Origin of the sequence: Acidovorax sp., assembly GCF_047607405.1 — a bacterium.
Lineage (GTDB): Bacteria > Pseudomonadota > Gammaproteobacteria > Burkholderiales > Burkholderiaceae_C > Acidovorax.
Window position 1 is genome coordinate 1 of the sequence record NZ_JASGDA010000134.1, and the last position, 21,871, is coordinate 21,871.

The 21,871-nt window shown below is 69.5% G+C and carries 22 protein-coding genes and 1 pseudogene; 15 read left to right on the top strand and 8 right to left on the bottom strand.

The features are described 5' to 3' along the window. The 3 genes from QM569_RS15990 to phhA form a co-directional block, all read left to right on the top strand. The coding region (locus QM569_RS15990) for a lipase secretion chaperone (RefSeq protein WP_414988227.1) at nucleotides 1-849 on the top strand (849 nt) is incomplete at its 5' end. 148 nt (nucleotides 850-997) lie between these two features. Next, complete coding sequence (hppD, locus tag QM569_RS15995) at nucleotides 998-2,119, top strand: 4-hydroxyphenylpyruvate dioxygenase (protein WP_414988228.1); 1,122 nt, start codon at nucleotides 998-1,000, stop codon at nucleotides 2,117-2,119. A 19-nt stretch (nucleotides 2,120-2,138) separates the two neighbouring features. Continuing rightward, nucleotides 2,139-2,972 (top strand): phenylalanine 4-monooxygenase, encoded by an 834-nt coding sequence (gene phhA / locus QM569_RS16000; RefSeq protein WP_414988229.1) that lies wholly within the window; start codon nucleotides 2,139-2,141, stop codon nucleotides 2,970-2,972. Between the two features lie 48 nt (nucleotides 2,973-3,020). Here the strand turns inward: phhA and QM569_RS16005 are convergent, their stop codons facing one another. Beyond that, on the bottom strand, nucleotides 3,021-3,917 hold the full coding sequence (locus QM569_RS16005; RefSeq protein ID WP_414988230.1) for an esterase/lipase family protein: 897 nt from the start codon (nucleotides 3,915-3,917) through the stop codon (nucleotides 3,021-3,023). A 48-nt stretch (nucleotides 3,918-3,965) separates the two neighbouring features. Here QM569_RS16005 and QM569_RS16010 point away from each other — a divergent pair, with 48 nt between their 5' ends. From QM569_RS16010 to QM569_RS16025, 4 genes are all read left to right on the top strand, one after another. Further along, a complete protein-coding gene (locus QM569_RS16010) occupies nucleotides 3,966-4,700 on the top strand; it encodes an FFLEELY motif protein (protein WP_414988231.1) in 735 nt (244 codons plus the stop codon). Nucleotides 4,701-4,826: 126 nt separating this feature from the next. Continuing rightward, nucleotides 4,827-5,759 (top strand): MBL fold metallo-hydrolase, encoded by a 933-nt coding sequence (locus QM569_RS16015; RefSeq protein WP_414988232.1) that lies wholly within the window; start codon nucleotides 4,827-4,829, stop codon nucleotides 5,757-5,759. A gap of 277 nt (nucleotides 5,760-6,036) precedes the next feature. After that, nucleotides 6,037-8,382: a catecholate siderophore receptor Fiu gene (locus tag QM569_RS16020; RefSeq protein WP_414988233.1), complete on the top strand. Its 2,346-nt coding sequence runs from the start codon at nucleotides 6,037-6,039 to the stop codon at nucleotides 8,380-8,382. Between the two features lie 61 nt (nucleotides 8,383-8,443). Then, on the top strand, nucleotides 8,444-9,124 hold the full coding sequence (locus tag QM569_RS16025) for a Fe2+-dependent dioxygenase (RefSeq protein WP_414988234.1): 681 nt from the start codon (nucleotides 8,444-8,446) through the stop codon (nucleotides 9,122-9,124). Between the two features lie 60 nt (nucleotides 9,125-9,184). Here QM569_RS16025 and QM569_RS16030 read toward each other — a convergent pair whose 3' ends face one another. Next, nucleotides 9,185-11,164, bottom strand: coding sequence for a transglycosylase SLT domain-containing protein (locus QM569_RS16030; RefSeq protein WP_414988235.1), 1,980 nt, complete (start codon nucleotides 11,162-11,164; stop codon nucleotides 9,185-9,187). 14 nt (nucleotides 11,165-11,178) lie between these two features. On the opposite strand from QM569_RS16030, the gene QM569_RS16035 reads away from it, so the two are divergent. The 5 genes from QM569_RS16035 (at nucleotide 11,179) to QM569_RS16055 (ending at nucleotide 14,549) form a co-directional block, all read left to right on the top strand. Continuing rightward, the gene (locus tag QM569_RS16035; RefSeq protein WP_414988236.1) at nucleotides 11,179-11,751 is read left to right on the top strand and encodes a 5-formyltetrahydrofolate cyclo-ligase; all 573 of its coding nucleotides are present in this window, start codon (nucleotides 11,179-11,181) and stop codon (nucleotides 11,749-11,751) included. A 17-nt stretch (nucleotides 11,752-11,768) separates the two neighbouring features. Further along, a complete protein-coding gene (locus QM569_RS16040) occupies nucleotides 11,769-12,461 on the top strand; it encodes a glutathione S-transferase family protein (RefSeq protein WP_414988237.1) in 693 nt (230 codons plus the stop codon). Between the two features lie 38 nt (nucleotides 12,462-12,499). Further along, complete coding sequence (locus QM569_RS16045) at nucleotides 12,500-12,769, top strand: ribbon-helix-helix protein, CopG family (protein ID WP_414988238.1); 270 nt, start codon at nucleotides 12,500-12,502, stop codon at nucleotides 12,767-12,769. A gap of 5 nt (nucleotides 12,770-12,774) precedes the next feature. After that, nucleotides 12,775-13,074, top strand: coding sequence for a type II toxin-antitoxin system RelE/ParE family toxin (locus tag QM569_RS16050; RefSeq protein WP_414988239.1), 300 nt, complete (start codon nucleotides 12,775-12,777; stop codon nucleotides 13,072-13,074). Nucleotides 13,075-13,295: 221 nt separating this feature from the next. Further along, nucleotides 13,296-14,549, top strand: a complete 1,254-nt coding sequence (locus QM569_RS16055) for a multifunctional CCA addition/repair protein (protein ID WP_414988240.1) — start codon at nucleotides 13,296-13,298, stop codon at nucleotides 14,547-14,549. A gap of 23 nt (nucleotides 14,550-14,572) precedes the next feature. On the opposite strand, the gene QM569_RS16060 is transcribed toward QM569_RS16055, so the two are convergent. The 6 genes and pseudogenes from QM569_RS16060 to QM569_RS16085 all read right to left on the bottom strand — a co-directional run bounded on the left by QM569_RS16060 (nucleotide 14,573) and on the right by QM569_RS16085 (nucleotide 19,678). Beyond that, nucleotides 14,573-14,767 carry a DUF2905 domain-containing protein gene (locus QM569_RS16060; RefSeq protein WP_414988241.1) on the bottom strand — a complete coding sequence of 65 codons (195 nt, stop codon included), beginning with the start codon at nucleotides 14,765-14,767 and terminating at the stop codon, nucleotides 14,573-14,575. A 185-nt stretch (nucleotides 14,768-14,952) separates the two neighbouring features. Then, the gene (locus tag QM569_RS16065; RefSeq protein WP_414988242.1) at nucleotides 14,953-15,822 is read right to left on the bottom strand and encodes an ABC transporter permease; all 870 of its coding nucleotides are present in this window, start codon (nucleotides 15,820-15,822) and stop codon (nucleotides 14,953-14,955) included. Further along, nucleotides 15,819-16,727 carry an ABC transporter ATP-binding protein gene (locus QM569_RS16070; RefSeq protein WP_414988257.1) on the bottom strand — a complete coding sequence of 303 codons (909 nt, stop codon included), beginning with the start codon at nucleotides 16,725-16,727 and terminating at the stop codon, nucleotides 15,819-15,821. The genes QM569_RS16065 and QM569_RS16070 overlap by 4 nt, the downstream gene beginning before the upstream one ends. 148 nt (nucleotides 16,728-16,875) lie before the next feature. Next, complete coding sequence (locus tag QM569_RS16075) at nucleotides 16,876-17,901, bottom strand: ABC transporter substrate-binding protein (protein ID WP_414988243.1); 1,026 nt, start codon at nucleotides 17,899-17,901, stop codon at nucleotides 16,876-16,878. A gap of 83 nt (nucleotides 17,902-17,984) precedes the next feature. Further along, nucleotides 17,985-18,454: pseudogene (locus tag QM569_RS16080) on the bottom strand (TauD/TfdA dioxygenase family protein). A 114-nt stretch (nucleotides 18,455-18,568) separates the two neighbouring features. Continuing rightward, the gene (locus tag QM569_RS16085) at nucleotides 18,569-19,678 is read right to left on the bottom strand and encodes a class I SAM-dependent methyltransferase (protein ID WP_414988244.1); all 1,110 of its coding nucleotides are present in this window, start codon (nucleotides 19,676-19,678) and stop codon (nucleotides 18,569-18,571) included. Between the two features lie 9 nt (nucleotides 19,679-19,687). Here QM569_RS16085 and QM569_RS16090 point away from each other — a divergent pair, with 9 nt between their 5' ends. From QM569_RS16090 to QM569_RS16100, 3 genes are all read left to right on the top strand, one after another. Then, nucleotides 19,688-20,455 (top strand): SDR family oxidoreductase, encoded by a 768-nt coding sequence (locus tag QM569_RS16090; RefSeq protein ID WP_414988245.1) that lies wholly within the window; start codon nucleotides 19,688-19,690, stop codon nucleotides 20,453-20,455. A gap of 5 nt (nucleotides 20,456-20,460) precedes the next feature. Next, complete coding sequence (locus QM569_RS16095) at nucleotides 20,461-20,835, top strand: dihydroneopterin aldolase (protein ID WP_414988246.1); 375 nt, start codon at nucleotides 20,461-20,463, stop codon at nucleotides 20,833-20,835. Nucleotides 20,836-21,007: 172 nt separating this feature from the next. Next, nucleotides 21,008-21,871, top strand: coding sequence for a branched-chain amino acid ABC transporter permease (locus QM569_RS16100; protein WP_414988247.1), 864 nt, complete (start codon nucleotides 21,008-21,010; stop codon nucleotides 21,869-21,871).

Here is a 21,871-nt window from a genome sequence, read left to right on the forward strand (position 1 = left end):
GCCGCGCAAGGCGCCGCCCTCCTCGCGGCGGACGGCGGCGCCCGGGCGCCGGGCGCCAGCAGCTTCTTTGCGCGGCGCTCGGCCAACGCGGCGGCGGCCAGCGCCGACCCTCTGCTCACCCCCGGCCTGCGCGACAGCCTGGAAGCCCTGCTGGCCGACGCGGGCGAGGCCAGCGACCCTCAGGCGCTCAAGCAGCGGCTGGCGGCCCTGGTGAGCGCGCACTTCCCCGCCGAACTCGCCGCCCGCGCCCTGGCCCTGGCCGGGCGCTACGTGGACTACCGCGTGGCCCTGGGCCGCCTGACCGCCCCCAAGGACCCCGCCGACCCGGCTGCCCTGCGCGACGCGCTGGAGGCGCGCCACCGCGTGCGCCAGCAGTTCTTCGACGACGCCGAGTACGACGCCCTGTTCGCCCGCTCGGACGAGCTGGACCGCTACACCCTCGCGCGCCTGGAGATCGCCCGCAACCCCGACCTGAGCGCCGAGCAGCGCGCGCAGGCCCTGCGCGCCGCCGAGAGCGAGCTTGCGCCCGAGCGCCTTGCCGAGCGCGCCGCCGCCACCGCGCACCTGGCCGCCGCCGCCCAGACCGCCGCCTTCGACGCGCAGAACACCAGCGACTACGCCCGCCACACCGCCCGCAGCGCGCAGTACGGCGAGGCCGCCGCCCACGCCCTGGCCCAGCTGGACCGCGAGGAGCGCGACTGGCAGCAGCGCCTGGACCAGTACAGCCAGGCCCGCGCGCAGGGCGACGGCGCGGCCTTGCAACAGCTGCGCCAGCAGCTCTTTACCGCCGACGAGCAGCAGCGCGTGGAGGCCGCGCTGGCCCTGCGCAGCCAGAAAACCGGCTCCTGAGCGCGTTTTTCTGCGCCGAGCTTTTTCGCGGCGCACGTTTCCTGCAAACAAGGCCGCCGTGCCTCTTGATTTCGCCAGAAACATGAGGCATTGCGCACCTACAGTCGTCGGTGTACACCCCCTTCGCCACGACCACCGGAGACGCCCCATGAACGCAGCCCTGCCCCCATCCGCCGCCCAGAGCCCTGCCGCCTGGGACAACCCCATGGGCCTGATGGGCTTCGAGTTCGTGGAATTCACCTCGCCCACGCCCGGCGTGCTGGAGGCCGTGTTCGAGAAGCTGGGCTTCACCCTGGTCGCCAAGCACCGCTCCAAGGACGTGGTGCTGTACCGCCAGAACGGCATCAACTTCGTCCTGAACCGCGAGCCGCACAGCCAGGCCGCGTACTTCGGCGCCGAGCACGGCCCGTCGGCCTGCGGGCTGGCCTTTCGTGTGAAGGACGCGCACCTGGCCTACAAACGCGCGCTGGAGCTGGGCGCGCAGCCCATCGAGATTCCCACCGGGCCGATGGAGCTGCGCCTGCCCGCCATCAAGGGCATCGGCGGCGCGCCGCTGTACCTCATCGACCGCTTCGAGGACGGCAAGAGCATCTACGACATCGACTTCGAATTCCTCCCCGGCGTGGACCGCCGCCCCGCGGGCCACGGCCTGAAGGAAATCGACCACCTCACGCACAACGTCTATCGGGGCCGCATGGGCTTCTGGGCGGGGTTCTACGAGAAGCTGTTCGGCTTCCGCGAGATCCGCTACTTCGACATCCAGGGCGAGTACACCGGCCTCACGTCCAAGGCCATGACGGCGCCGGACGGCAAGATCCGCATCCCGCTGAACGAGGAATCCAAGCAGGGCGGCGGCCAGATCGAGGAGTTCCTGATGCAGTTCAACGGCGAGGGCATCCAGCACATCGCGCTGATCTGCGACGACCTCACCGAGGTGGTGGACAAGCTGGGCCTGGCGGGCGTGCCGCTGGCCACCGCCCCCAACGACATCTACTACGAGATGCTGGCAACGCGCCTGCCCGGCCATGGCCGCAACGTGGCCGAGCTGCAGTCGCGCGGCATCCTGCTGGACGGCACCACGGCCGACGGCACGCCGCGCCTGCTGCTGCAGATCTTCTCCACGCCCATGCTGGGCCCGGTGTTCTTCGAGTTCATCCAGCGCGTGGGCGACTACCGCGACGGCTTCGGCGAAGGCAACTTCAAGGCCCTGTTCGAGTCGCTGGAGCGCGACCAGATCAACCGTGGCGTGCTCGAAGCCGCCAAAGCCTGAGCGCAAGAGAAAACCCGCCATGGCCGTCGAACCCGTCGTTTACGGCGCCAGCGAGCGCCCCCCGCGCGGCGACTACACCCGCGCCAGCACCGACTACACCTGCCCACAGGACTACGCGGCCTACACCGCCGCCGACCACGACACCTACCGCCGCCTGTACCAGCGCCAGTGCGCCCTGCTGCCGGGGCTGGCGAGCGAGGCGTTCATCGCCGCCCTGCCCTCGCTGGGCGCGCAGGACCGCATCCCGCGCTTCGAGGAGATCAACGAGCGGCTGCACAAGGCCACGGGCTGGGAGATCGTGGGCGTGCCCGGGCTGATCCCCGAGGTGCCCTTCTTCACCCTGCTGGCCCACCGCAAGTTCCCGGTGACGGACTGGATCCGCAAGCCCGAGGAGTTCGACTACATCGTCGAGCCCGACATCTTCCACGACCTGTTCGGCCACGTGCCGCTGCTGTTCAACCCGGTGTTCGCCGACTACGTGCAGCGCTACGGCCAGGGCGGCCTCAAGGCCGAGCGGCTGGGCGCGTGCGAAATGCTCTCGCGCCTGTACTGGTACACCATCGAGTTCGGCCTGATCCGCGAGGCCCAGGGGCTGCGGGCCTACGGCGCGGGCATCCTCAGCTCGGCGGGCGAGCTGCCCTACAGCGTACAGAGCCCCGCGCCGCAGCGCCTGCCGCTGCAGCTGGAGCGCACCATGCGCACGCGCTACAAGATCGACACCTACCAGCAGACGTATTTCGTGATCGACAGCTTTGAGCAACTGTTCGACCTGACGGCGGCAGACTTCGCGCCGATCTACGAGCGCCTGCGCGGCTTGCCCGAGTTCGCGGCCGGTTCGCTATCAGAAGGATAGCTTATGGCGCCCGTCAGATAAGCGCTAGAGGCCAATTTGACTTGAAAATCAGTCGCGGCCGATTTCCGCCAGGCAAGCGTCCACCACCGCCGGGGCATACGCCATCTGCACGTGGCCCAGGCCCGGCGCGAAGCGGTTGTCCGCTCCCGCCAGCGCCGCCGTGTGGGCGGGGAACACGATGTTGTCGCAGTTGGAATACCAGCACGCAAACAGCGCCGCGCGCCCCGGCGGCTCCGCGCGCAGCAGGGCCTGCAGCCAGTCGCTCGACAGGTTCATCTGCCGCCCGTTCACGGCGCTGGAGAAGCGCCCCAGCCAGGTGCCGCCGTGGGGCGTGCCCAGCGTCAGCACCCGGTACACGCGGGCATCGGCCTCGTAGGCGCGCAGCCAGGCCCGCGCCGCCAGCCCGCCCATGCTGTGGCACAGCAGCACGGGCGCGCGGCCCGTGGCCTGGGTGACGCGCTGCACGGCCTCGTCGATGGTGGCGGCGTAGTCGTCGATGGAGCCCATGATGGGCTCCAGGTTCACCGCCACATAGGCATGGCCCTGCGCCCGCAGCCGCGCGAACCAGGGCAGCCACAGCCCCCGGTTGCACATGAAGCCGTGGATGAGCACCACGCCGCGCCGCCCCGTGGGCTCGCCCGGCAGCCAGTCGGGCTGCGAGCGGTGGCGAAACGGCTGGCGCCAGCCGAACACCGCCAGCGCCGCCATGGACTCGGCCCACCACGCGGCCAGCACCTGCCCGCAGCGCGCGCGCGGCGCGGGGTCGGCGCGGTTGGCGCGGTGCATCAGCGCGAACTGCGTGGCCATCACCAGCAGGTGGATGGCCAGCGGCGCCAGCGCGCCCAGCACCGCCTGCACGGGCGAATGCGGCCAGCGCCAGGCCAGCCAGGCGGCCATGGACACGAGGATGGACAGGGCGAGAACTCGTTGCAAGCGCGCGATCATGGTGCTTTGGATTCGGAGTTGGATGTTGTAATTGTCCCAGGAGACCCCATGGACGCCGCCCAGACCATCCGCGACTGCATCGCCGACGTGACCGCCCTGCGCCTGCACCGCGCGGGCGACACGGCGCTGGGCGCGGCGGTGGGCGCCGTCAAGGCGCTGCAGGCGCGGCGCTTTCGGGGCAGTTACGACGACCTGCTGCAGTCGCCCGCGTTCGCCCCGGCGGCGCGCTTCTTCCTGGCCGAGCTGTACAGCGCGGCCGATTACACGGCGCGCGACCAGCAGTTCGGCCGCATCGCGGGCACGCTGCAGACGCTGTTCCCCGCGCCCGTGGTCGCCACCGCCGTGGCCCTGGCCGAGCTGCACGCGCAAACCGAGGCGCTGGACCAGGACATGGGCCGCGCCTGGCTCGCCGCCCAGGGCGCCGACGCCGCCCGCTACGCCACGGCCTGGCGCGCGGTGGGCCAGCGCCCCGCGCGCCAGCAGCAGTTGCAGCGCGTACTCGCCATGGGCGCCGACCTGGCGCGCCTGACCCGCACGCCCGGCCTGCGCACCATGCTGCGCATGATGCGCGGCCCGGCCAACGCCGCAGGGCTGGGGGCGCTGCAGCAATTTCTGGAGGCGGGCTTCGACACCTTCGGCCAGCTCGCGCGCCAGCGCGGCGCGGTGGACCAGTTCCTGGCGACCATCGAGGCGCGCGAGCAGGCGCTGATGGACCTGCTGTTCGACGCCGAACCTGCCGCCTGCGCGGCGGCGCTGGCCGCGACACTAGGACAAGCCCGGTAGGACTGCGCGCACGCGGCACCCACAATCGGGGCCCGTTTCAACCCCGCCGCAGCCCGCACGCGGTGACGGCGTCCCCGAGCGACCAGCGGGGCCCCGCCGCGTAATTTACTCCTGTTTTGATAGCTAATGACGCTTGTCCCACCTGCGCTGCCGCCCGAAATCACCATGCTGGAGCGCGGCTGGCTTTCCGCCAACAACATCCTGTTCATCGGCCAGCACGACACCGCCCTGGTGGACACCGGCTATTGCAGCCACGCCAGCCAGACGCTGGCGCTGGTGCAGGCCAGCCTGGGCGATCGCCCGCTGGACCGCATCCTCAACACCCACCTGCACAGCGACCACTGCGGCGGCAACGCCGCGCTGCAGGCGGCGTGGCCGGGGGTACTCACGGCCATCCCGCCCGGCCAGGCCGACCACGTGCGCCAGTGGGACGCCTACGCGCTGAGCTACACCCCCACGGGCCAGCACTGCCCGCCTTTCCGCGCCGACACGCTGCTGCAGCCAGGCTCCTGCGTGCTGCTGGGCGACACGCCCTGGCAGGTGCATGCCGCGCCGGGGCACGACCCGCATTCCATCGTCCTGTTCGAGCCCCGGGGCCGCGTGCTGATCTCCGCCGACGCGCTGTGGGAGAACGGCTTCGGCGTGGTCTTCCCCGAGCTGGAAGGCACCGACGCCTTTGACGACGTGGCAGCCACGCTGGACCTGATCGAGCGCCTGGCGCCGCTGGTCGTCATCCCCGGCCACGGCCCGGTGTTCGGCGACGCGCCCCGCGCCCTGGACACGGCCCGCCGCCGCCTGGACGGCTTCGTGCGCAACCCGGCCAAGCACGCGCTGCACGCGGCCAAGGTGCTGCTCAAGTACAAGCTGATCGAATGGCGGCAGATCCGCCTGGACGACCTGGCGGCCTGGGCCCGCGCCACGCCCTACTTCGGCCTGCTGCACGGGCGCTACTTCGCCAGCCAGAGCGCCACCCTGGACGCATGGTTCGGCAGCCTGGTGGACGACCTCGTGCGCTCGGGCGCCGCCGCGCGCCACGGCGGCATGCTGCACGACGCCTGAGCACGCCGGCTGGCACCGGCACGGCCCTGCGCCGTTGCTGCATCGCCACAATTTCTCCGCAATTGACGCTGTGAAACCGCCCCAATGCGGCGATGTGTAACCATTTTCAATTGATAATCGTTATCATTCATGCACTCCTGCGAGCCACCGGCGCCGCCCGGTCGCGCAGGGTCTCAGCCAGCCAACACCGGCAGCGCGCCAGCCCTTTGCAGCCTGCCATGCCGTCCTGTAGCCAGCCAAGTTCCGTCTTTTCTTTCACACGGATTGGATTCACTCCATGGCGCACAGCACCGCACACATCAAGAGCCGCAAACACCCCGTGGCAGCCCGCCCGCACACCGTCGGCATGGCCGCCGCAGCCGCCGTCGTGGCCCTGGGCCTGCCCGCCCAGGCCCAGCAGGCCACCGCCACCTTGCAGGAAGTCAAGGTCGAATCGAGCCGCGACACGGGCTACACGCCCGCCGCGCCGTCCTCGCCCAAGTTCACCCAGCCGCTGGTCAACACCACGCAGAGCATCTCCGTCATCAACGAGCAGGTCATGCGCGACCAGGCCGCCACGACGCTGACCGAGGCGCTGCGCAACGTACCCGGCGTGGGCACCTTCTACGCAGGCGAGAACGGCAACACCAGCACCGGCGACGCGATCTACATGCGCGGCTTCGACACGTCCAACAGCATCTATGTCGATGGCGTGCGTGACCTGGGCTCCATCTCGCGCGACATCTTCAACATCGAGCAGGTGGAAGTGATCAAGGGCCCCGCCAGCACCGACTATGGCCGCAGCGCGCCCAGCGGCTCGATCAACCTGGCCACCAAGCAGCCGAGCCGGGTGGACAGCTTCGGCGCGTCCCTGGGCGTGGGCAGCGGCAGCTACAAGCGCGCCTCGGTGGACTGGAACAAGAGCCTGACCGGCATGGAAGGCGCGGCCCTGCGCCTGAACGCCGTGGCGCAGGACGCAGGCGTGGCGGGCCGCCACGGCGTCGAGAACGACCGCTGGGGCATCGCGCCCTCGCTGGCGTTCGGCCTGGGCACCGACAGCCGCATCTTCGTGAACCTGCTGCACGTCAAGCAAAGCAACGTGCCCGACGGCGGCGTGTTCACCATCGGCATGCCCGGCTACTCCTCGCCCGATGCGCCCACCTATGCCGGTCGGCGCGGCTTTCTCGACACCGCGGCGCGGGTCGATTCCCGCAATTTCTACGGCACCAGCTCGGACCGCGACGACGTGACCGCCGACATGGCCACCGTGCGCTTCGAGCACGACTTCGCGCCGGGCACCACGCTGCGCAACACCACGCGCTGGGGCCGCACCTCGCAGAACTACCTGCTCAGCGCCATCATGGGCCAGGGCTACTCGGCCGCCGGGGTGCTGGGCTCCAACGGGCTGCAGACGCCCGATGCGGCAGACCCTTCGACCTGGACCATCGCGCGCCTGATCAACACCAAGGACCAGTCCAACCGGATCCTGACCAACCAGACCAACCTGACCACCCAGTTCATGACCGGCTCGGTCCAGCACGACCTCAGCGCCGGGCTGGAACTGACCCGCGAGGAGCAGGAGAACTGGACGCTGACCACCACCGGCACCGCGCCGCGCGTCAGCGTCTATGACCCCGACTCCAGCGTGGTGCTGCCCGCCTACACGCGCAACGGCGCGGTCAGCCGGGGCGCGACCGACACGTACTCGCTCTACGCCTTCGACACGCTCAAGCTCAACCGGCAGTGGCAGCTCAACGGCGGCCTGCGCGCCGACCACTACAGGACGACGTATTACCAGACCGCCGCCTGCTCGGCCACGTCCACCACGCAGCCCTGCGGCACCAACCCCGTCGGCACGGTGGTGCCCACCACCTCCAACGGTCTGAAGGCGTCGGACACCATCCTGAGCTGGAAGCTCGGCGTGCTGTACAAGCCCGCGCCCAACGGCAGCATCTACGCCAACTACGCCGTGTCGCAGCAGCCGCCGGGCGGCGCCAACTTCACGCTGAGCGCCACGGCCAACAGCGCCAACAGCCCCAACGTCGATCCGCAGAAGGCCCGCACGGCCGAGATCGGCACCAAGTGGGAGCTGGCGGACAAGCGGCTGCTGCTCTCCGGCGCCGTCTTCCGCACCGAGATCGAGAACGAGATCATCGCCACCACGGACGGCTCGGTGGACCAGACCGGCAAGAAGCGCGTGTCGGGCATCGAGCTGTCGGCCATGGGCCAGATCACCCCCGCCTGGGGCGTGACCGCTGGCTACACGGTGCAGGACACCAAGGTCATCAAGGGCGCCACGCTGGCGGCCAGCGGCTCGGACGAGCTGACCTACACGCCCCGCAACGCCCTCTCGCTGTGGAGCACCTACGCGCTGACCCCCGACCTGACGCTGGGCGGCGGCGCGCGCCACTCGGGCGGCTTGAAGCGCGGCACCGACGGCGCCGTGGGCACGCCCAACTACACCGAGTCGTACTGGGTGTTCGACGCCATGGCCAGCTACCGCGTGAACAAGAACGTGGACATCCAGCTCAACATCTACAACCTGTTCGACAAGGACTACGTGGCGGCCATCAACAAGAGCGGCTACCGCTACATCCCCGGCATCCCGCGCTCCGGGCGCGTGACGGTCAACCTGCGCTTCTGATCCCGCAGCCGCACAGGGTGCCCCGGCCTGCCCGGGGCTTTTTTTCTGGAGAATCCGCACCATGCTGCTGCACATCCCCAACGTCCTCACGCGCGAACAGGTCGCTGCCATGCGCGCCGCCATCGACGCCGCCGACTGGACGGACGGCCGCGCCACCGTGGGCAGCCAGGGCGCGCAGGTCAAGCGCAACCGGCAGCTGCCGGAGACATCGCCCGTGGCGCTGGAGCAGGGCCGCATCATCCAGCAGGCGCTGGCGGCCCATCCGCTGTTCTTTGCGGCCGCGCTGCCCCTGCGCGTGGTGCCACCGCTGTTCAACCGCTACAGCGGCGGCGAGACCTACGGCCTGCACGTGGACGGCGCCGTGCGCAGCGTGCCCGGCTCGCCGCTGCGGCTGCGCACGGACGTGTCGTCCACCCTGTTCCTGTGCGACCCCGAGGACTACGACGGCGGCGAGCTGGTGGTGGTGGACACCTACGGCACGCACGAGGTGAAGCTGCCCGCAGGCGACCTGATCCTCTACCCCTCGACCAGCCTGCACCGCGTGGAGCCCGTCACGCGCGGCGAGCGCGTGTGCTCGTTCTTCTGGACGCAGAGCCTGGTGCGCGACGACGCGCGCCGCGCCATGCTGTTCGAGATGGACCAGACCATCCAGAAGCTGCGCGACCGGCTGGGCGAGACCGAGGAGACCGTGTCCCTCACCGGCCAGTACCACAACCTGTTGCGGATGTGGTCGGAGACTTGAGCATCAAATTGGCCTCCAGCGCTTATCCAGCAAGCACAGACAGCTATTATTTGAATAGCATCAAGGCAAGTCCTTGTTCGGCTCGGGCGCGGATGCGTCCCGGGGGCCGATGGTGCCCAGGCGGCTCTTGAGCGACTGCGGCTGGCCGGTGATCAGCGCCGCGTAGCTGGTGGTGTTGGACAGCACCTTCTTCACGTAGTCGCGCGTTTCGGCAAAGGGCACGTTCTCGGCCCAGATGGCCGCGTCCAGCACCGGGCCGTTGCGCCAGCTGCGCGGGCGGCCCGGGCCCGCGTTGTAGGCGGCGGCGGCCAGGGGCATGGAGCCCGCGAAGTCGTCCAGCGCGAGCTTCAGGTACGCGGTGCCGATGGTGATGTTGGTGTCGCGGTCGCTGAGCTGGCTGGGGCTGAAGTCCGCCAGGCCGATCTTCCGGGCCGTCCAGCGCGCCGTGGCGGGCATGACCTGCATCAGGCCCGAAGCGCCCACGTGCGAGCGCGCGTCCATGACGAAGCGGCTCTCCTGCCGGATCAGGCCATAGACGTAGGCCGGGTCCAGGCCGATGCCCTGGGCGCGCTCCACCACGGTGGCGCGAAACGGCATGGGAAAGCGCTGCGCGGCGTCGATGACGCCCTTGGTGCGCTCGCTGGTGTTGATGCAGCGGTCCCACACCTGCTGCGCGCAGGCGAAGTCGGCGGCGGCGAGCAGCTCGCGGTCGGACATGCCGCCGCTCTGGTGCAGGTTGGTGGTGTAGTTCCACTCGCGCACGCCCTCGCTGCGCAGGCCGAGCAGGATGGCGTACAGCGCCCGGTTCAGCCCCACGTTGGCGCGGGCAGCGGCCTTCTCGTCGGCGGTGAGCGGGGCGGGTGCGGGCGGCATGGTGATGCGCTGGCCCAGCTCCTCGGTCGCCAGCTGCTCGTAGAAGCCGCGCATGCCCGCGATGGATTCGAACAGGCGGCGCGCCTCGGCGCGGTCGGCATCGGCGGGCCTGCCCGCGAGCAGGGCGCGGGCCTTCCAATAGACCCAGGTGCTGTCCTGGCGGGCCTCGGGGCTCATCGCGTCCACGGCCCGGGCCACGGCCTTCCACTGGCCTGCGCGCAGGGCGGCGCGCGCCTTCCAGGCCAGCAGGTCGTCGTTCAGGTCGCTGTCCCTGGTGACCTGCCCGAAGTGCGCCATGGCGTCGCTGGAGAGCTTTTGCGCCGCCGCCTTGCCGATGGCGCCCCAGGCCCAGTTGCGCTCCTCGGCCGAAAGATGCACGCCCCACTTGCCGTCGAGTTCACGCGCGGCGCCGTCCGGGTCGGTGGTGGCCAGCTTCAGGATGGCCAGCAGCACCAGCTCCTGCCGCGCCCGGCCCGCGGCGGTGGCGCGGGCGTGCAGGTACTTGGCGGGCGCGTTCAGCAGCTCCGTGGCCTGCGGCAGGGACTCGGGCGAGACGATCTCGACCGCCGCGCGCACCACGCGGGGCCGGTTGGCATCCACGCCCAGACGCGCCTTGCGCCACACGTCCAGCGCGGTCAGCTTCTTGTCGGCGTAGAACTCGCCCGCCGCGTGGGTGCAGCCGTCGTCGGCCTCGCGCAGCGCGTACCAGTGGGTGCGCACCTCCTGCGCCGCCGTGGCGGGGGCCGCGCCCTTGATCTGGTCGATCAGCAGCGCATAGCAGCGCACCTCGCGGTCGTCCGACATGCGGTAGCCCGGGTGGTATTCGGCAAACTGCCCCCAGTCGCGCCGCTGGCCCAGCAGCAGCAGCCAGTCGTTGCGCAGGCGGTCTTCCTGGTAGCTGCCCGCGTAGCGCTGCAGGAAGGACTGCACCTCGCCCGGCTGCGCTTCGTTCAGGCGGGCCTTCAGCTCCCAGTACGCGGCCCAGGGCTCCAGCGCGTGGCCGCGCGCGGCGGGCAGCAATTGCTCCAGCTTTTTGCGGTCGCCCTTGCGGAAGGCCTGGCTCATCTCCAGCAAGGTATCGTCACCCTGGTTGGTCTGCGCCAGGGCCGGTGACAGGGCGATAAAGGCGGCGGCCAGCGGTGTCAGAATTCGATAGAGCAATTGCATGGGGGAATTATGTGATGGACAAAGCAGCCCTTCGGCGCGCGTTGATAGAACAACGCCTGAACCTGCCCGACCGCCTGCAGCGCGCGGACGCACTCCAGCAGGTCCTGCGCATCTGGCTGGTGAACCGGCCCGACACGGTGATCGGCGCCTACTGGCCCATCAAGGGCGAGTTCGACCCCCTGCCCGCCCTGCACCGCTGGAAGGAAGACGGCGAGCTGCTGGACGAGCCGCAATTGCGCCGCATCGGCCTGCCCGTGGTGAACAAGCAGCACAAGACGCTGACCTTCCACGCCTGGTACCCCGGCTGCCCCATGGAAGAAGACGCCTACGGCATCCCCAAGCCCAAGGACACCGAGACCATCGTGCCCACGCTGCTGTTCGTGCCCTGCGTGGGCTACGCGGCGGGCGGCTACCGGCTGGGCTACGGCGGCGGCTTTTACGACCGCACGCTCGCCACGCTGCAGCCCAGGCCCTTCACCGTGGGGCTGGGCTTTACCAACGGCTACCTGGATGAATTCGAGCCCGAGGAACATGACCTGCCTCTGGACGCCATCCTGAACGACAACGGCGTCGTCTGGCCGGTATGAAAGAAAGGACTGCCCCCATGCTCCAGCTCTACATCGGCAACAAGAACTACTCGTCCTGGTCCATGCGCCCCTGGGTGCTGCTGCGCCAGGCGGGCATCGCCTTCGACGAGGTGATGGTGCGCTTCGACAGCTTCGACGCGGGCTCGCAGTTCAAGACCACGCTCGCAGCCACCTCGCCCACCGGCAAGGTGCCCGTGCTGGTGGACGGCGACCTGGTGGTGTGGGACACCCTCGCCATCGCCGAATACGTGGCCGAAACCCACCCCGACAAGCACCTGTGGCCGCAGGACGCCAAGGCGCGCGCCCGCGCCCGCAGCGTGGTGGCCGAGATGCACAGCGGCTTCACCGCGCTGCGCAGCCACTGCCCCATGAACGTCGAGGCGCAATTGGCCGACACCGGCGCGCTGATCTGGCGCGACCAGGCCGCCGTGCGCGCCGACGTGCAGCGCCTGGTGGACATGTGGAGCGCCCTGCTGCAAGAGCACGGCGGGCCGATGCTGTTCGGCGCATTCACCATCGCCGACACCTTCTTCGCCCCCGTGTGCATGCGCCTGTCCGCCTACGCGCTGCCCGTGCCGCCGCACATTGCCGACTACGTGCGGCGCGTGCAGGCGCTGCCGGGCGTGAAGGCGTGGATCGACGAGGCGCTGGCCGAGAAGGACTTTTTGGCTTTCGAGGAGCCGTACCGCCTGCGGCCTTCACATTTGTAGCACCAACGTGCTACATTGCACTGGACGCAGGAGCCGCCATGTCCACCACCACCATCCGCCTGGAAGACGACCTGAAAGCCCGCATCAACGCCGCAGCGGCACAAGCGGGCAAGACGGCCCACGCCTTCATCCTGGACGCCCTGGCCCAGACGGTGGAGCAGGTGGAGCAAGACAACGCCTTCCATGCCCTCGCCGACGAAAGATGGGCGCGCATCCGCGCCACCGGCAAGACAGTGGATTGGGACAAGGCCAAGACCTACCTGACCGCCCGCGCCAACGGCGAACGCCCCCGCAAGCCCGCCAAGTAGGAAGCATGGCCCACATCGAGCTGGCGCCGGAAGTCCTGGACGATTTCGACCGCTTCTTCGACCACATCGCGCAATACGACCCCGCGAGCGCGCCCGAGCGCATCGGCGCCATCGTGGACGCGCTGCAAATCCTCACCCACAGCCCGCTGATGGGCCGCCCCGTGCAGGGCGGCAAGCGCGAGCTGGTGATCGGCCGCGCCACGCGGGGCTACGTGGCGCTGTACCACTACGTGGCGGCCATCGACACCGTGTTCGTGCTGGCGGTGCGCAACCAGCGGGAAGCAGGGTTCAAGCGCCCGGCCTGAATGCTTTCAGATGTTTTTCATCAGCCGAATGAGAAGCATTATCAACATGTGCTATGATGCGTGCATCGAAAGGGCCAGCCCTTTCCAACGCTTCATCGTGGGGCGACCCGAGGCTGGCAACAGTCTCCCAGGTCGTTTTTGCTAGCCATCGGGTTTCCGGCCAGCCATGCTTTTTTTCCACGGGCGCACCGCCGCAATCACCTCCCCCTAAACTGCCCGCCATGCAAATCTACATGGTGGGCGGCGCCGTCCGCGACCGGCTGCTGGGCCGCCCCGTCAACGACCGCGACTGGGTGGTGGTGGGCGCCACGCCCGACGAGATGCTGGCGCTGGGCTACCTGCCCGTGGGGCGCGACTTCCCCGTCTTTCTGCACCCCGAAACGCGCGAGGAATACGCGCTGGCCCGCACCGAGCGCAAGAGCGGGCGCGGCTACCGGGGCTTCGTGGTCCATAGCTCGCCCAGCGTGACGCTGGAAGAAGACCTCTCGCGCCGCGACCTCACTATCAATGCGATAGCTGCTTGTGCAGACGGGACAAGCGCTGGCGGCCTGTTTGACCCTTATAACGGCGCGCGCGACATCGCCGCCCGCGTGCTGCGCCACGTGACCGACGCCTTCCGCGAGGACCCCGTGCGCATCCTGCGCGTGGCGCGCTTCGCAGCGCGCTTCACCGACTTCCACGTCGCGCCCGAGACGATGCAGCTCATGCGCGAGATGGTGGCGGCGGGCGAGGCCGACCACCTGGTGCCCGAGCGCGTGTGGCAGGAGCTCTCGCGCGGCCTGATGGAAGCCAAACCCTCGCGCATGTTCGAGGTGCTGCGCGCGTGCGGCGCGCTGGCCGTGCTGCTGCCCGAGGTGGACCGCCTGTGGGGCGTGCCCCAGCGCGCCGAATACCACCCCGAGGTGGACACGGGCATTCACCTGATGATGGTGCTGGACATGGCCGCGCGCCTGAATGCGCCGCTCACGGTGCGCTTTGCCTGCCTGGTACACGACCTGGGCAAGGGCACCACGCCCGCCGACGTGCTGCCGCGCCACATCGGCCACGAGGCGCGCAGCGCCGAGCTGCTGCAAGGCGTGGCCGAGCGCCTGCGCGTGCCCGTGGACTGCCGCGAGACCGCCGAGGTGGTGGCGCGCGAGCACGGCCACATCCACGCCAGCGGCGGGCTGGACGCCGCCGCGCTGATGCGCCTGCTGGAGCGCTGCGACGCGCTGCGCAAGCCCGAGCGCTTCGGCGACGTGCTGCTGGCCTGCGAATGCGACGCGCGCGGGCGGCTGGGCTTTGAGGAGTCTGCCTACCCGCAGCGCCAGCGCCTGGCCGCCGTGCTGGCCGCCGCGCAGTCCGTGGCCACGCGCGACGTGTCGGCGCAGGCCGCCGCGCGGGGCCTGCACGGCCCGCAGGTGGGCGAGATGATCCGCCAGGCGCGCATCGCGGCCATGGCGCGCTGGCTGGATGCGCAGGCCGCTGCGGGCTGACCGCCAGCCCGCCGAACACGCTCTCAGAGCCACTTCACGATCAGGCTGACCGCAAAGCTCAGCAGCAGCGTGGACGCCAGCGGCACGTCCCAGTCCCGCCCCAGCCGGCGAAAGCGCAGGTCACCCGGCAGCCGACCGAAGCCCATGCGCCGCAGCAGCGGCGACAGCCAACCGATGAACATCAGGGCCAGGAAGACGACGAGGAGCCAGCGCAGCATGCGCGCAGTGTACGCTGCAGGCTACTCGGAGAATATAAGCAAAATGGGCCTCCAGCGCTTATCCAGAAAGCACAGGCAGCTACACATTCAATAGCAAATCTGCCTGCTCGCGCAGACAGGCTCAGGTGGTCGATCTTGAGGGTCGTGGCGGCGTTCCTGCAAAAACAAGGAGGCCGCGATTGCGCCTACCGCTGCACGCCCCAGCGCCGCACCGTGAGCCGCTCCAGCGTGTGGAAGCCCAGGTTCTCCACGACGAGGCCGATGGCGATCACCATCGCCAGGCCCGCGAACACCTTGTCGGTGTAAAGCTCGTTGCGGTTCTGGAAGATGTACCAGCCCAGCCCGCCCTTGCCGGACGACGCGCCGAAGACCAGCTCCGCCGCGATCAGCGTGCGCCACGCGAAGGCCCAGCCGATCTTGAGGCCCGAGAGGATGGACGGCAGCGCGGCGGGCACCAGCAGCTGCAGCACGTAGCGCAGCCCCGTGAGGCCGTAGTTGCGCCCGGCCATGCGCAGCGTCTCGGGCACGCCCTGGAAGCCCGCGTAGGTGCCCAGCGCCAGCGGCCACAGCACCGAATGCACCAGCACGAACACCAGGCTGCCCTGCCCCAGCCCGAACCACAGCAGCGCCAGCGGCAGCAGCGCGATGGCGGGCAGCGGGTTGAACATGGCGGTGAGGGTGGAGAGCAGGTCGCGCCCGAGCTGCGTGGACACGGCCAGCGCGGTGAGCACGAAGGCGCCCGCGATGCCCGCGAGGTAGCCCTTGACCAGCACCGCGAGCGAGAGGGCCGTGCGCTGCAGCAGCTCGCCGGTGGAGACGCCCTCGGCGAAGGCCCGCGCGGTCTGCAGGAAGGTGGGCAGCAGCAAATCGTTGTCCTGCCAGCGCGCCACGGCCTCCCACAACGCCGCGAGCAGCACGAGGATCAGGCCCTTGCGCACGGCGGCAACCTGCCAGACCCGAGCGGCCAGCGGCAGGGGCTGCGCGGGCGCGGCGCCGTCGAGAGGCCCCAGCGCGTGCAGCACTTCGGGGCGGACGGGGATGAAGTGTGTGCTCATATGGAGATGCGGAAAGGCAGGCGGTCCGACGCGGGCTGCGCGGCGATGACGGCGGCATCGGCCTCGACCGAGCCGGGCGCGGCGCCGTCCACGGGTTCGTCGAACAGCAGGCCATGCACGCGCCGCGCGGTGGCCTGAAAGCCGGCGCCGCCCAGGCTGTCCAGCCCGTACTGGTGGCAGTTGACCTCGGCGCGCAGGCGGCCCGGGTGGGGCGAGAGGATGGCGATGCGGCTGCCCACGACCAGCGCCTCCTCGATGGAGTGGGTCACGAAGATGAGGGTGAAGCGCAGCTCGTCCCAGAGCGCGAGCAACTCCTCCTGCATGCGCCTGCGCGTGAGCGCGTCCAGCGCGGCGAAGGGTTCGTCCATGAGCAGCACCTGCGGCTGCATGGCCAGGGCGCGCGCGATGGCCACGCGCTGCTTCATGCCGCCCGATAGCTGGTGCGGGTGCACGTCGGCAAAGCGCGACAGGCCCACCTTCTCCAGATACAGCGCCGCGCGTTCGGCGGCCTCGGCGCGCGTGGCGCGGCGCGAGGCGAGCAGCGGGAACATGACGTTCTCGCGCACCGTCTTCCAGGGCGGCAGCTGGTCGAATTCCTGGAATACCACCACGCGGTCCGGGCCGGGCGCGGTGACGGGCCGTCCGTTCAGGCGGATCTGCCCCTCGGTGGGCGCGACGAATCCGCCGATGGCCTTGAGCAGCGTGGACTTGCCGCAGCCCGATGCGCCCAGCAGCACGTAGCGCTCGCCCGCGTGTACGTCGAACGAGACGCGGTGCGTGGCGCGCACCACGCGCTCGCGCGTGCGGTAGTCGATGCTGACGCCATCGACGCGCAGCAGCGGGCCGGGCGCGGTGCTGGCGGCGGGTTCATCGGCGGCGTAGTCGTGGGCGCATTCGCCCGACAGCGGCCGGCCGACCAAGGCGCATGAAACCGGCGCGGCCCGAAGCGCGGGCAGCCGCGCAAGGGCCGCCCCGCCGCGCTGGCTGCGTCCCCCTCCCACGCGAAGCGTGAGAGAGGGGGAAGGCGCGAAGCGACTCAGGGGGTGTTTCATCTCAGCTTCCGCCTGCGATGCGCGGGTCGTCGAAGAAATAGTCCTTGAGCGCCTCGGGCCGGTTCTTGATCGCGCCCACGCGGTGCAGGAACTGGCCCAGGCCCAGCGTGTTCTGCGGCTGCACCTTGAACTGCACCTCGGGGTTCCTGATGATGGAGAGCAGCAGGTTGCGGTCGATGTTGCCGCCGCCCGCGCGCAGGTAGGCGTCGGCCGCCTGTTCGGGGTTCCTGGCGATCAGTTGCGCGGCTTCGTCGAGCGCGTCGAGGAACGCCTTGTAGGTCTTGGGGCTCTCGCTGCGGAATTTCTCGGTGGCGTAGAGCACCGTGGCCGAGGCGGGGCCGCCCAGCACGTCGTAGGACTTGAGCACGATGCGCGCCTGCGGGTTGGCGGCCAGTTCCTGCTCCTGGAACGGCGGGTTGCCGAAGTGGCCGGTGATCTCGGTGCCGCCCTTGATGATGGCGGCGGCCGCGTCGGGGTGCGGCAGTGCGACCTGGAGCTTGTCGAGGCGGTTGAATTCCTTGTCGCCCCACAGCTTGGCCGACGCCATCTGCAGGATGCGCGACTGCACCGATACGCCCACGGCGGGCAGCGCAATGCGGTCCTTGCCGGTGAAGTCGGCGATGCCCTTGACCGCCGGGTTGTTGGTGACGAGGTAGTACGGGAAGTTGCCGAGCGAGGCCACGCCCTTGACGTTCTGCCGCCCCTTGGTGCGGTCCCACAGCGTGAACAGCGGCCCGACGCCCGCACCGGCGATGTCGATGTTGCCCGCGAGCAGCGCGTCGTTGACCGCGCTGCCGCCCGAGAGCTTGATGAAGTCCACCTGGATGTCCACGCCTGCGGCCTTGCCGTGCTTTTCGATGAGCTTGTGCTCCTGCGCCACGTTGAGCAGCAGATAGACCACGCCGAACTGCTGGGCGATGCGCAGCTGCCCCTCGGCGGCCTGCGCCGCGCCGTGCAGCAGCAGCCCCGCCGCCGCGCACAGGGCGATGGCGGCGCGGCGGGTGGATTTCGGGAGGGAGCGTTTCATGGCAGCGTTCCTTTTTTTAAGGAAAAACAGGCTCCAGCGCCCGTCCATCAAGCGCCAGCAGCTATTAAAAGAGAAGCGAAAGGTCAGCGGGGCACGTCGCCCTCGATGGTGGTGCGGTAGAGCTTGCGGCGCTCGGTGTCGGGCGTGCCAGCGGCCAGATGCACCACGCTGCGGTTGTCCCAGAACAACATGTCGTGCGGCTGCCACCGGTGGCGGTAGGTGAACTCCGGGCGCACGCTGGCGGCGAACAATTCGCCGAGCAGCGCGCGGCTTTCATCGTCAGGCAATCCGACGATGCGGGTGGTGAAGTGCTCGCTCACGAACAGCGCCTTGCGGCCCGTGGCCGGGTGAACGCCACCTGCTGCGCGGGCGTGATGCGCTGGTCGCGGAACACCAGCACATGGTGGTCCCAGTGCGCGCGCTGGATGCGCTCGAAATCGGCGCCGGAGAGCGGCAGCGACAGATCGAGCCCCAGCACCTCGGCCCCGAACGGGGCGGCGGGCAGGCGGCGGATCTCGAAGGCCTGCGGTGTTTCGGCGAGGACGGCGGACATGGCTTCTGGCAACTCCTGCTATCCGCGTGATGCGGTGTGCAGGGACTGTAGAAGCCGGACCTTATCTGGCGAACTTCTGATTTCGCGCTTGGTTCATCGGAATCCGCATAAGACTCACAGCCGGTGCGAGCGGTCGCCGTGCGAAAAACCCCGCGGCTCCCACGCCGCGCCCGCGCCCAGGGCCAGCACCTTGAACAGCTCGCCCATTTCGTGTTCCATGACCAATTTGGCCGCCAGCGCCCGTCCTGATTGGGGCAGCAGCTCCATTTTTGGTAGCAAACCGCAGTTGATGAGAAAGTGCGCCTGCGTGGTGTAGCCCAGCACGTGCAGGCCCGCCTCCTGCGCGGCCAGCGCCATGGCGGTGAAGTTGACGTGGGCGGTGATGTCCTTGGCGCCCACGTCCGCCAGCGGGTCGCCGTCAGCGCGGTGGCCCTGGTGGCACATCACGGTGCCCATGTGGCGCTGGGGGTGGTAGTACTCGCCCTCGCCAAAGCCGTAGTCGATGAGGAAGGCCGCGCCGCGCACGAGCCGGTCGGCCAGGGTGCGGATGAAGCCCTCGGCCTGGGGGTGGATCTCCGTCAGGTAGTCGTGCGGGCCGTCGATCTCCACGGGCGGGCGCAGGTCGGTGGGTACGTCGGCCCAGGCGAAATTGTTTTCATGCACGGCCACGCCGCGCTCGTGCCAGGTTCCGCCGATGCGGGCCAGCAGGCGCACGGGCATGGCGTCCAGCACCTCGTTGCCCACGACCACCCCTGCGAGCTTTTCAGGCAGCGCGTCCACCCAGCGCAGCTTGTGTACGTGCGGCGCCAGCCGGTCCTGCTGGCGCGCGCGCAGGCTGCCCGACAGGTCCACGATGGTGTAGCGCCGCACGCGGTCGCCCAGCGCGTCCAGCAGTTGCAGCGCCAGCGCGCCCGAGCCCGCGCCGAACTCCCAGATTTCATCCGTACACGTGGCGGTGAAGGCTTCGTCCACCTGCACGGCCAGGGTCTGGCCGAACAGGGGCGTCAACTCGGGCGCCGTCACGAAGTCGCTGCCCGACTGCGGCATGGCGCCGAACTTGGGCACCTCGTTGGCGTAGTAGCCCAGACCCGGGGTGTACAGGGCCAGCGCCATGAAGCGGTCGAAACCGATCCAGCCCCCTTCGGCGGCAATGGCCTCGCGGATGCGGGCCTGCAGGGCGGTCGTTAAACTCTCGGGTTTCGTGGTCGTCGTCACGGCCCGCATTCTCCCCCAATGACTTCCCCCCCCCCTGCGCGCACCGTCCTGGTCACCGGCGCCGCCCGGCGCCTGGGGCGCGCCATCGCCCTGGCGCTGGCGGCGGGGGGCTGGCAGGTGGCCGTCCACTACCGCAGTTCGCGCCAGGATGCTATCGAAACAGTAGCTGCCTGCGCAGAATTGGCGGGCGCCAGCGCCCATTTTGATGCTGATTTTGCCGACGAGGCAGCGGTGCGCGCCCTGCTGCCGCGCGTGGCGGCGCACTTTGGCGGCGTGGATGCGGTGGTCAACAGCGCCTCGCTGTTCGAGCATGACACGGCGCAGAGCTTCGGCTTTGCGGCGCTGGAGCAGCACCTGCGCAGCAACACTGCCGCGCCCGTGCTGCTGGCCCAGGCGCTGCATGCGCACCTGGAAGGCCGCAACGCCACGGGCGCCGTGGTGAACCTGCTGGACCAGAAGCTCTGGAACCCCAACCCCGACTTCTTCAGCTACACGCTGTCCAAGGCCGCGCTCGAAGCCGCCGGCACGCTGCTGGCGCAGGCCCTGGCGCCGCGCGTGCGCGTGGTGGGCGTGGCGCCGGGCCTCACGCTGACCAGCCACATGCTCTCGCCCGAGCGCTTCGCGCAACTGCACGCGCTCAGCCCGCTGGGCCGCTCGTCCACGCCCGAGGACGTGGCCGCCACCGTGCGCTTCGCGCTGGAGAACGGCTCCATCACCGGCACCACGCTGCTGGTGGACGGCGGCCAGCACCTGATGCGGTTCGAGCGCGACTTTTCCCTGATGTGACCACCATGCACGACCACGCCACCGGCACCCAGATCCTCACGCTCACGGGTTTGCGCTTCGACGCCAACCTGGGCATCCTCTCGCACGAGAAGGAGGCCCCGCAGCCCATCCAGGTGGACGCGGAACTGAACCTGGGCACGCAGCCCCTGAGCCCGCGCGACGACGACATATTGCACGTGCTGGACTACCGCAAGGTGCGCCAGATCATCATCGACGAATGCCGCGCCGAGCACGTGAACCTGCTGGAGAGCCTGATCGGCAAACTGGCCCAGCGCCTGATGCAGTTGCCCGGCGTGCAGGGCGTGCGCGTGAAGATCGCCAAGCTCGAAATATTCGACGACTGCGAGGTTGCGATCCGCATGGAGGCCGGACGCTGGTGACGCCTTGGTGACTCTGCGCAGCTAGGGATTACGCGCAGGGGTCGTTTTCTTTCTTCTTTTTTGCTCAAAAATCCATCGAGATGCACGCGCGGCTCTTCGCGCGGGCATCTCGGGCAGCTATCCGCCGGCACCTTTTGCGGGACGACGCCGGAGGCAGAGAAGAGGAGACAACATGGACGTTCTGCTACAGCAGATATTGAACGGGCTGACCCTGGGCGGCACCTACAGCCTGGTGGCTCTGGGGCTTACCTTGGTGTACGGCATCCTGCACGTGCCCAACTTCGCGCACGGTGCTTTCTACATGGTCGGGGCCTTCGTGTCCTACCATCTCATGGCGGCCTGGGGCGCCAACTACTGGGTGGCGATGGTGGGCTCGGCGGTCGTGGTCGCCGTGCTGGCCGCGCTGTCCGAACGGCTGATCTTCCACCCGCTGCGCCACCACGAGGGCCTTCACCCGATGATCGCCGCCATCGGCCTGCTGCTGTTCCTGGAGGCCGGCGCGCAGGCGCTGTGGGGCGCGGACTTCCGGCGCATGTCCACGCCCTACGGCGGCATCGTCAACATCTTCGGAGCCACGGCGCCGGTGCAGCGGCTGCTGATCATCGCGGGCGCGTTCTCGCTGATGCTGGCGCTGCACCTGTTCCTCACGCGCACCGTCACGGGCTCGACCATCGTCGCCATGGCGCAGAACCGCGAGGGCGCCTCGCTGATGGGCATCGACGCGACGCGCGTGGCCATGCTCACCTTCGCCATCTCCGGCGTGCTGGCGGCCGTGGCGGCCACGCTGTACTCGCCCATCGGGCTGGTCTTCCCTGCCATGGGCAACCTGGTCATCACCAAGGCGTTCGTGATCATCATCCTGGGCGGCATGGGCAGCGTGCCGGGGGCCATCCTGGGCGGGCTGATCATCGGCTTCGCCGAGGCCTTTGCCGCCTTCTACATCTCCACCGACTACCAGGACATCGTGGCCTTCGTGCTGCTGGTGGTCATCCTGTCGCTGCGGCCCGAGGGGCTGTTCAAACAGAGGGCTCGCTGA

Excerpts from the sequence above, each read along its gene's own strand:
- hppD (WP_414988228.1), top strand. The coding sequence starts at position 998 with ATGAACGCAGCCCTGCCCCCATCCGCCGCCCAGAGCCCTGCCGCCTGG.
- phhA (WP_414988229.1), top strand. The coding sequence starts at position 2,139 with ATGGCCGTCGAACCCGTCGTTTACGGCGCCAGCGAGCGCCCCCCGCGC.
- QM569_RS16005 (WP_414988230.1), bottom strand. The coding sequence starts at position 3,917 with ATGATCGCGCGCTTGCAACGAGTTCTCGCCCTGTCCATCCTCGTGTCC.
- QM569_RS16010 (WP_414988231.1), top strand. The coding sequence starts at position 3,966 with ATGGACGCCGCCCAGACCATCCGCGACTGCATCGCCGACGTGACCGCC.
- QM569_RS16015 (WP_414988232.1), top strand. The coding sequence starts at position 4,827 with ATGACGCTTGTCCCACCTGCGCTGCCGCCCGAAATCACCATGCTGGAG.
- QM569_RS16020 (WP_414988233.1), top strand. The coding sequence starts at position 6,037 with ATGGCGCACAGCACCGCACACATCAAGAGCCGCAAACACCCCGTGGCA.
- QM569_RS16025 (WP_414988234.1), top strand. The coding sequence starts at position 8,444 with ATGCTGCTGCACATCCCCAACGTCCTCACGCGCGAACAGGTCGCTGCC.
- QM569_RS16030 (WP_414988235.1), bottom strand. The coding sequence starts at position 11,164 with ATGCAATTGCTCTATCGAATTCTGACACCGCTGGCCGCCGCCTTTATC.
- QM569_RS16035 (WP_414988236.1), top strand. The coding sequence starts at position 11,179 with ATGGACAAAGCAGCCCTTCGGCGCGCGTTGATAGAACAACGCCTGAAC.
- QM569_RS16040 (WP_414988237.1), top strand. The coding sequence starts at position 11,769 with ATGCTCCAGCTCTACATCGGCAACAAGAACTACTCGTCCTGGTCCATG.
- QM569_RS16045 (WP_414988238.1), top strand. The coding sequence starts at position 12,500 with ATGTCCACCACCACCATCCGCCTGGAAGACGACCTGAAAGCCCGCATC.
- QM569_RS16050 (WP_414988239.1), top strand. The coding sequence starts at position 12,775 with ATGGCCCACATCGAGCTGGCGCCGGAAGTCCTGGACGATTTCGACCGC.
- QM569_RS16055 (WP_414988240.1), top strand. The coding sequence starts at position 13,296 with ATGCAAATCTACATGGTGGGCGGCGCCGTCCGCGACCGGCTGCTGGGC.
- QM569_RS16060 (WP_414988241.1), bottom strand. The coding sequence starts at position 14,767 with ATGCTGCGCTGGCTCCTCGTCGTCTTCCTGGCCCTGATGTTCATCGGT.
- QM569_RS16065 (WP_414988242.1), bottom strand. The coding sequence starts at position 15,822 with ATGAGCACACACTTCATCCCCGTCCGCCCCGAAGTGCTGCACGCGCTG.
- QM569_RS16075 (WP_414988243.1), bottom strand. The coding sequence starts at position 17,901 with ATGAAACGCTCCCTCCCGAAATCCACCCGCCGCGCCGCCATCGCCCTG.
- QM569_RS16085 (WP_414988244.1), bottom strand. The coding sequence starts at position 19,678 with ATGCGGGCCGTGACGACGACCACGAAACCCGAGAGTTTAACGACCGCC.
- QM569_RS16090 (WP_414988245.1), top strand. The coding sequence starts at position 19,688 with ATGACTTCCCCCCCCCCTGCGCGCACCGTCCTGGTCACCGGCGCCGCC.
- QM569_RS16095 (WP_414988246.1), top strand. The coding sequence starts at position 20,461 with ATGCACGACCACGCCACCGGCACCCAGATCCTCACGCTCACGGGTTTG.
- QM569_RS16100 (WP_414988247.1), top strand. The coding sequence starts at position 21,008 with ATGGACGTTCTGCTACAGCAGATATTGAACGGGCTGACCCTGGGCGGC.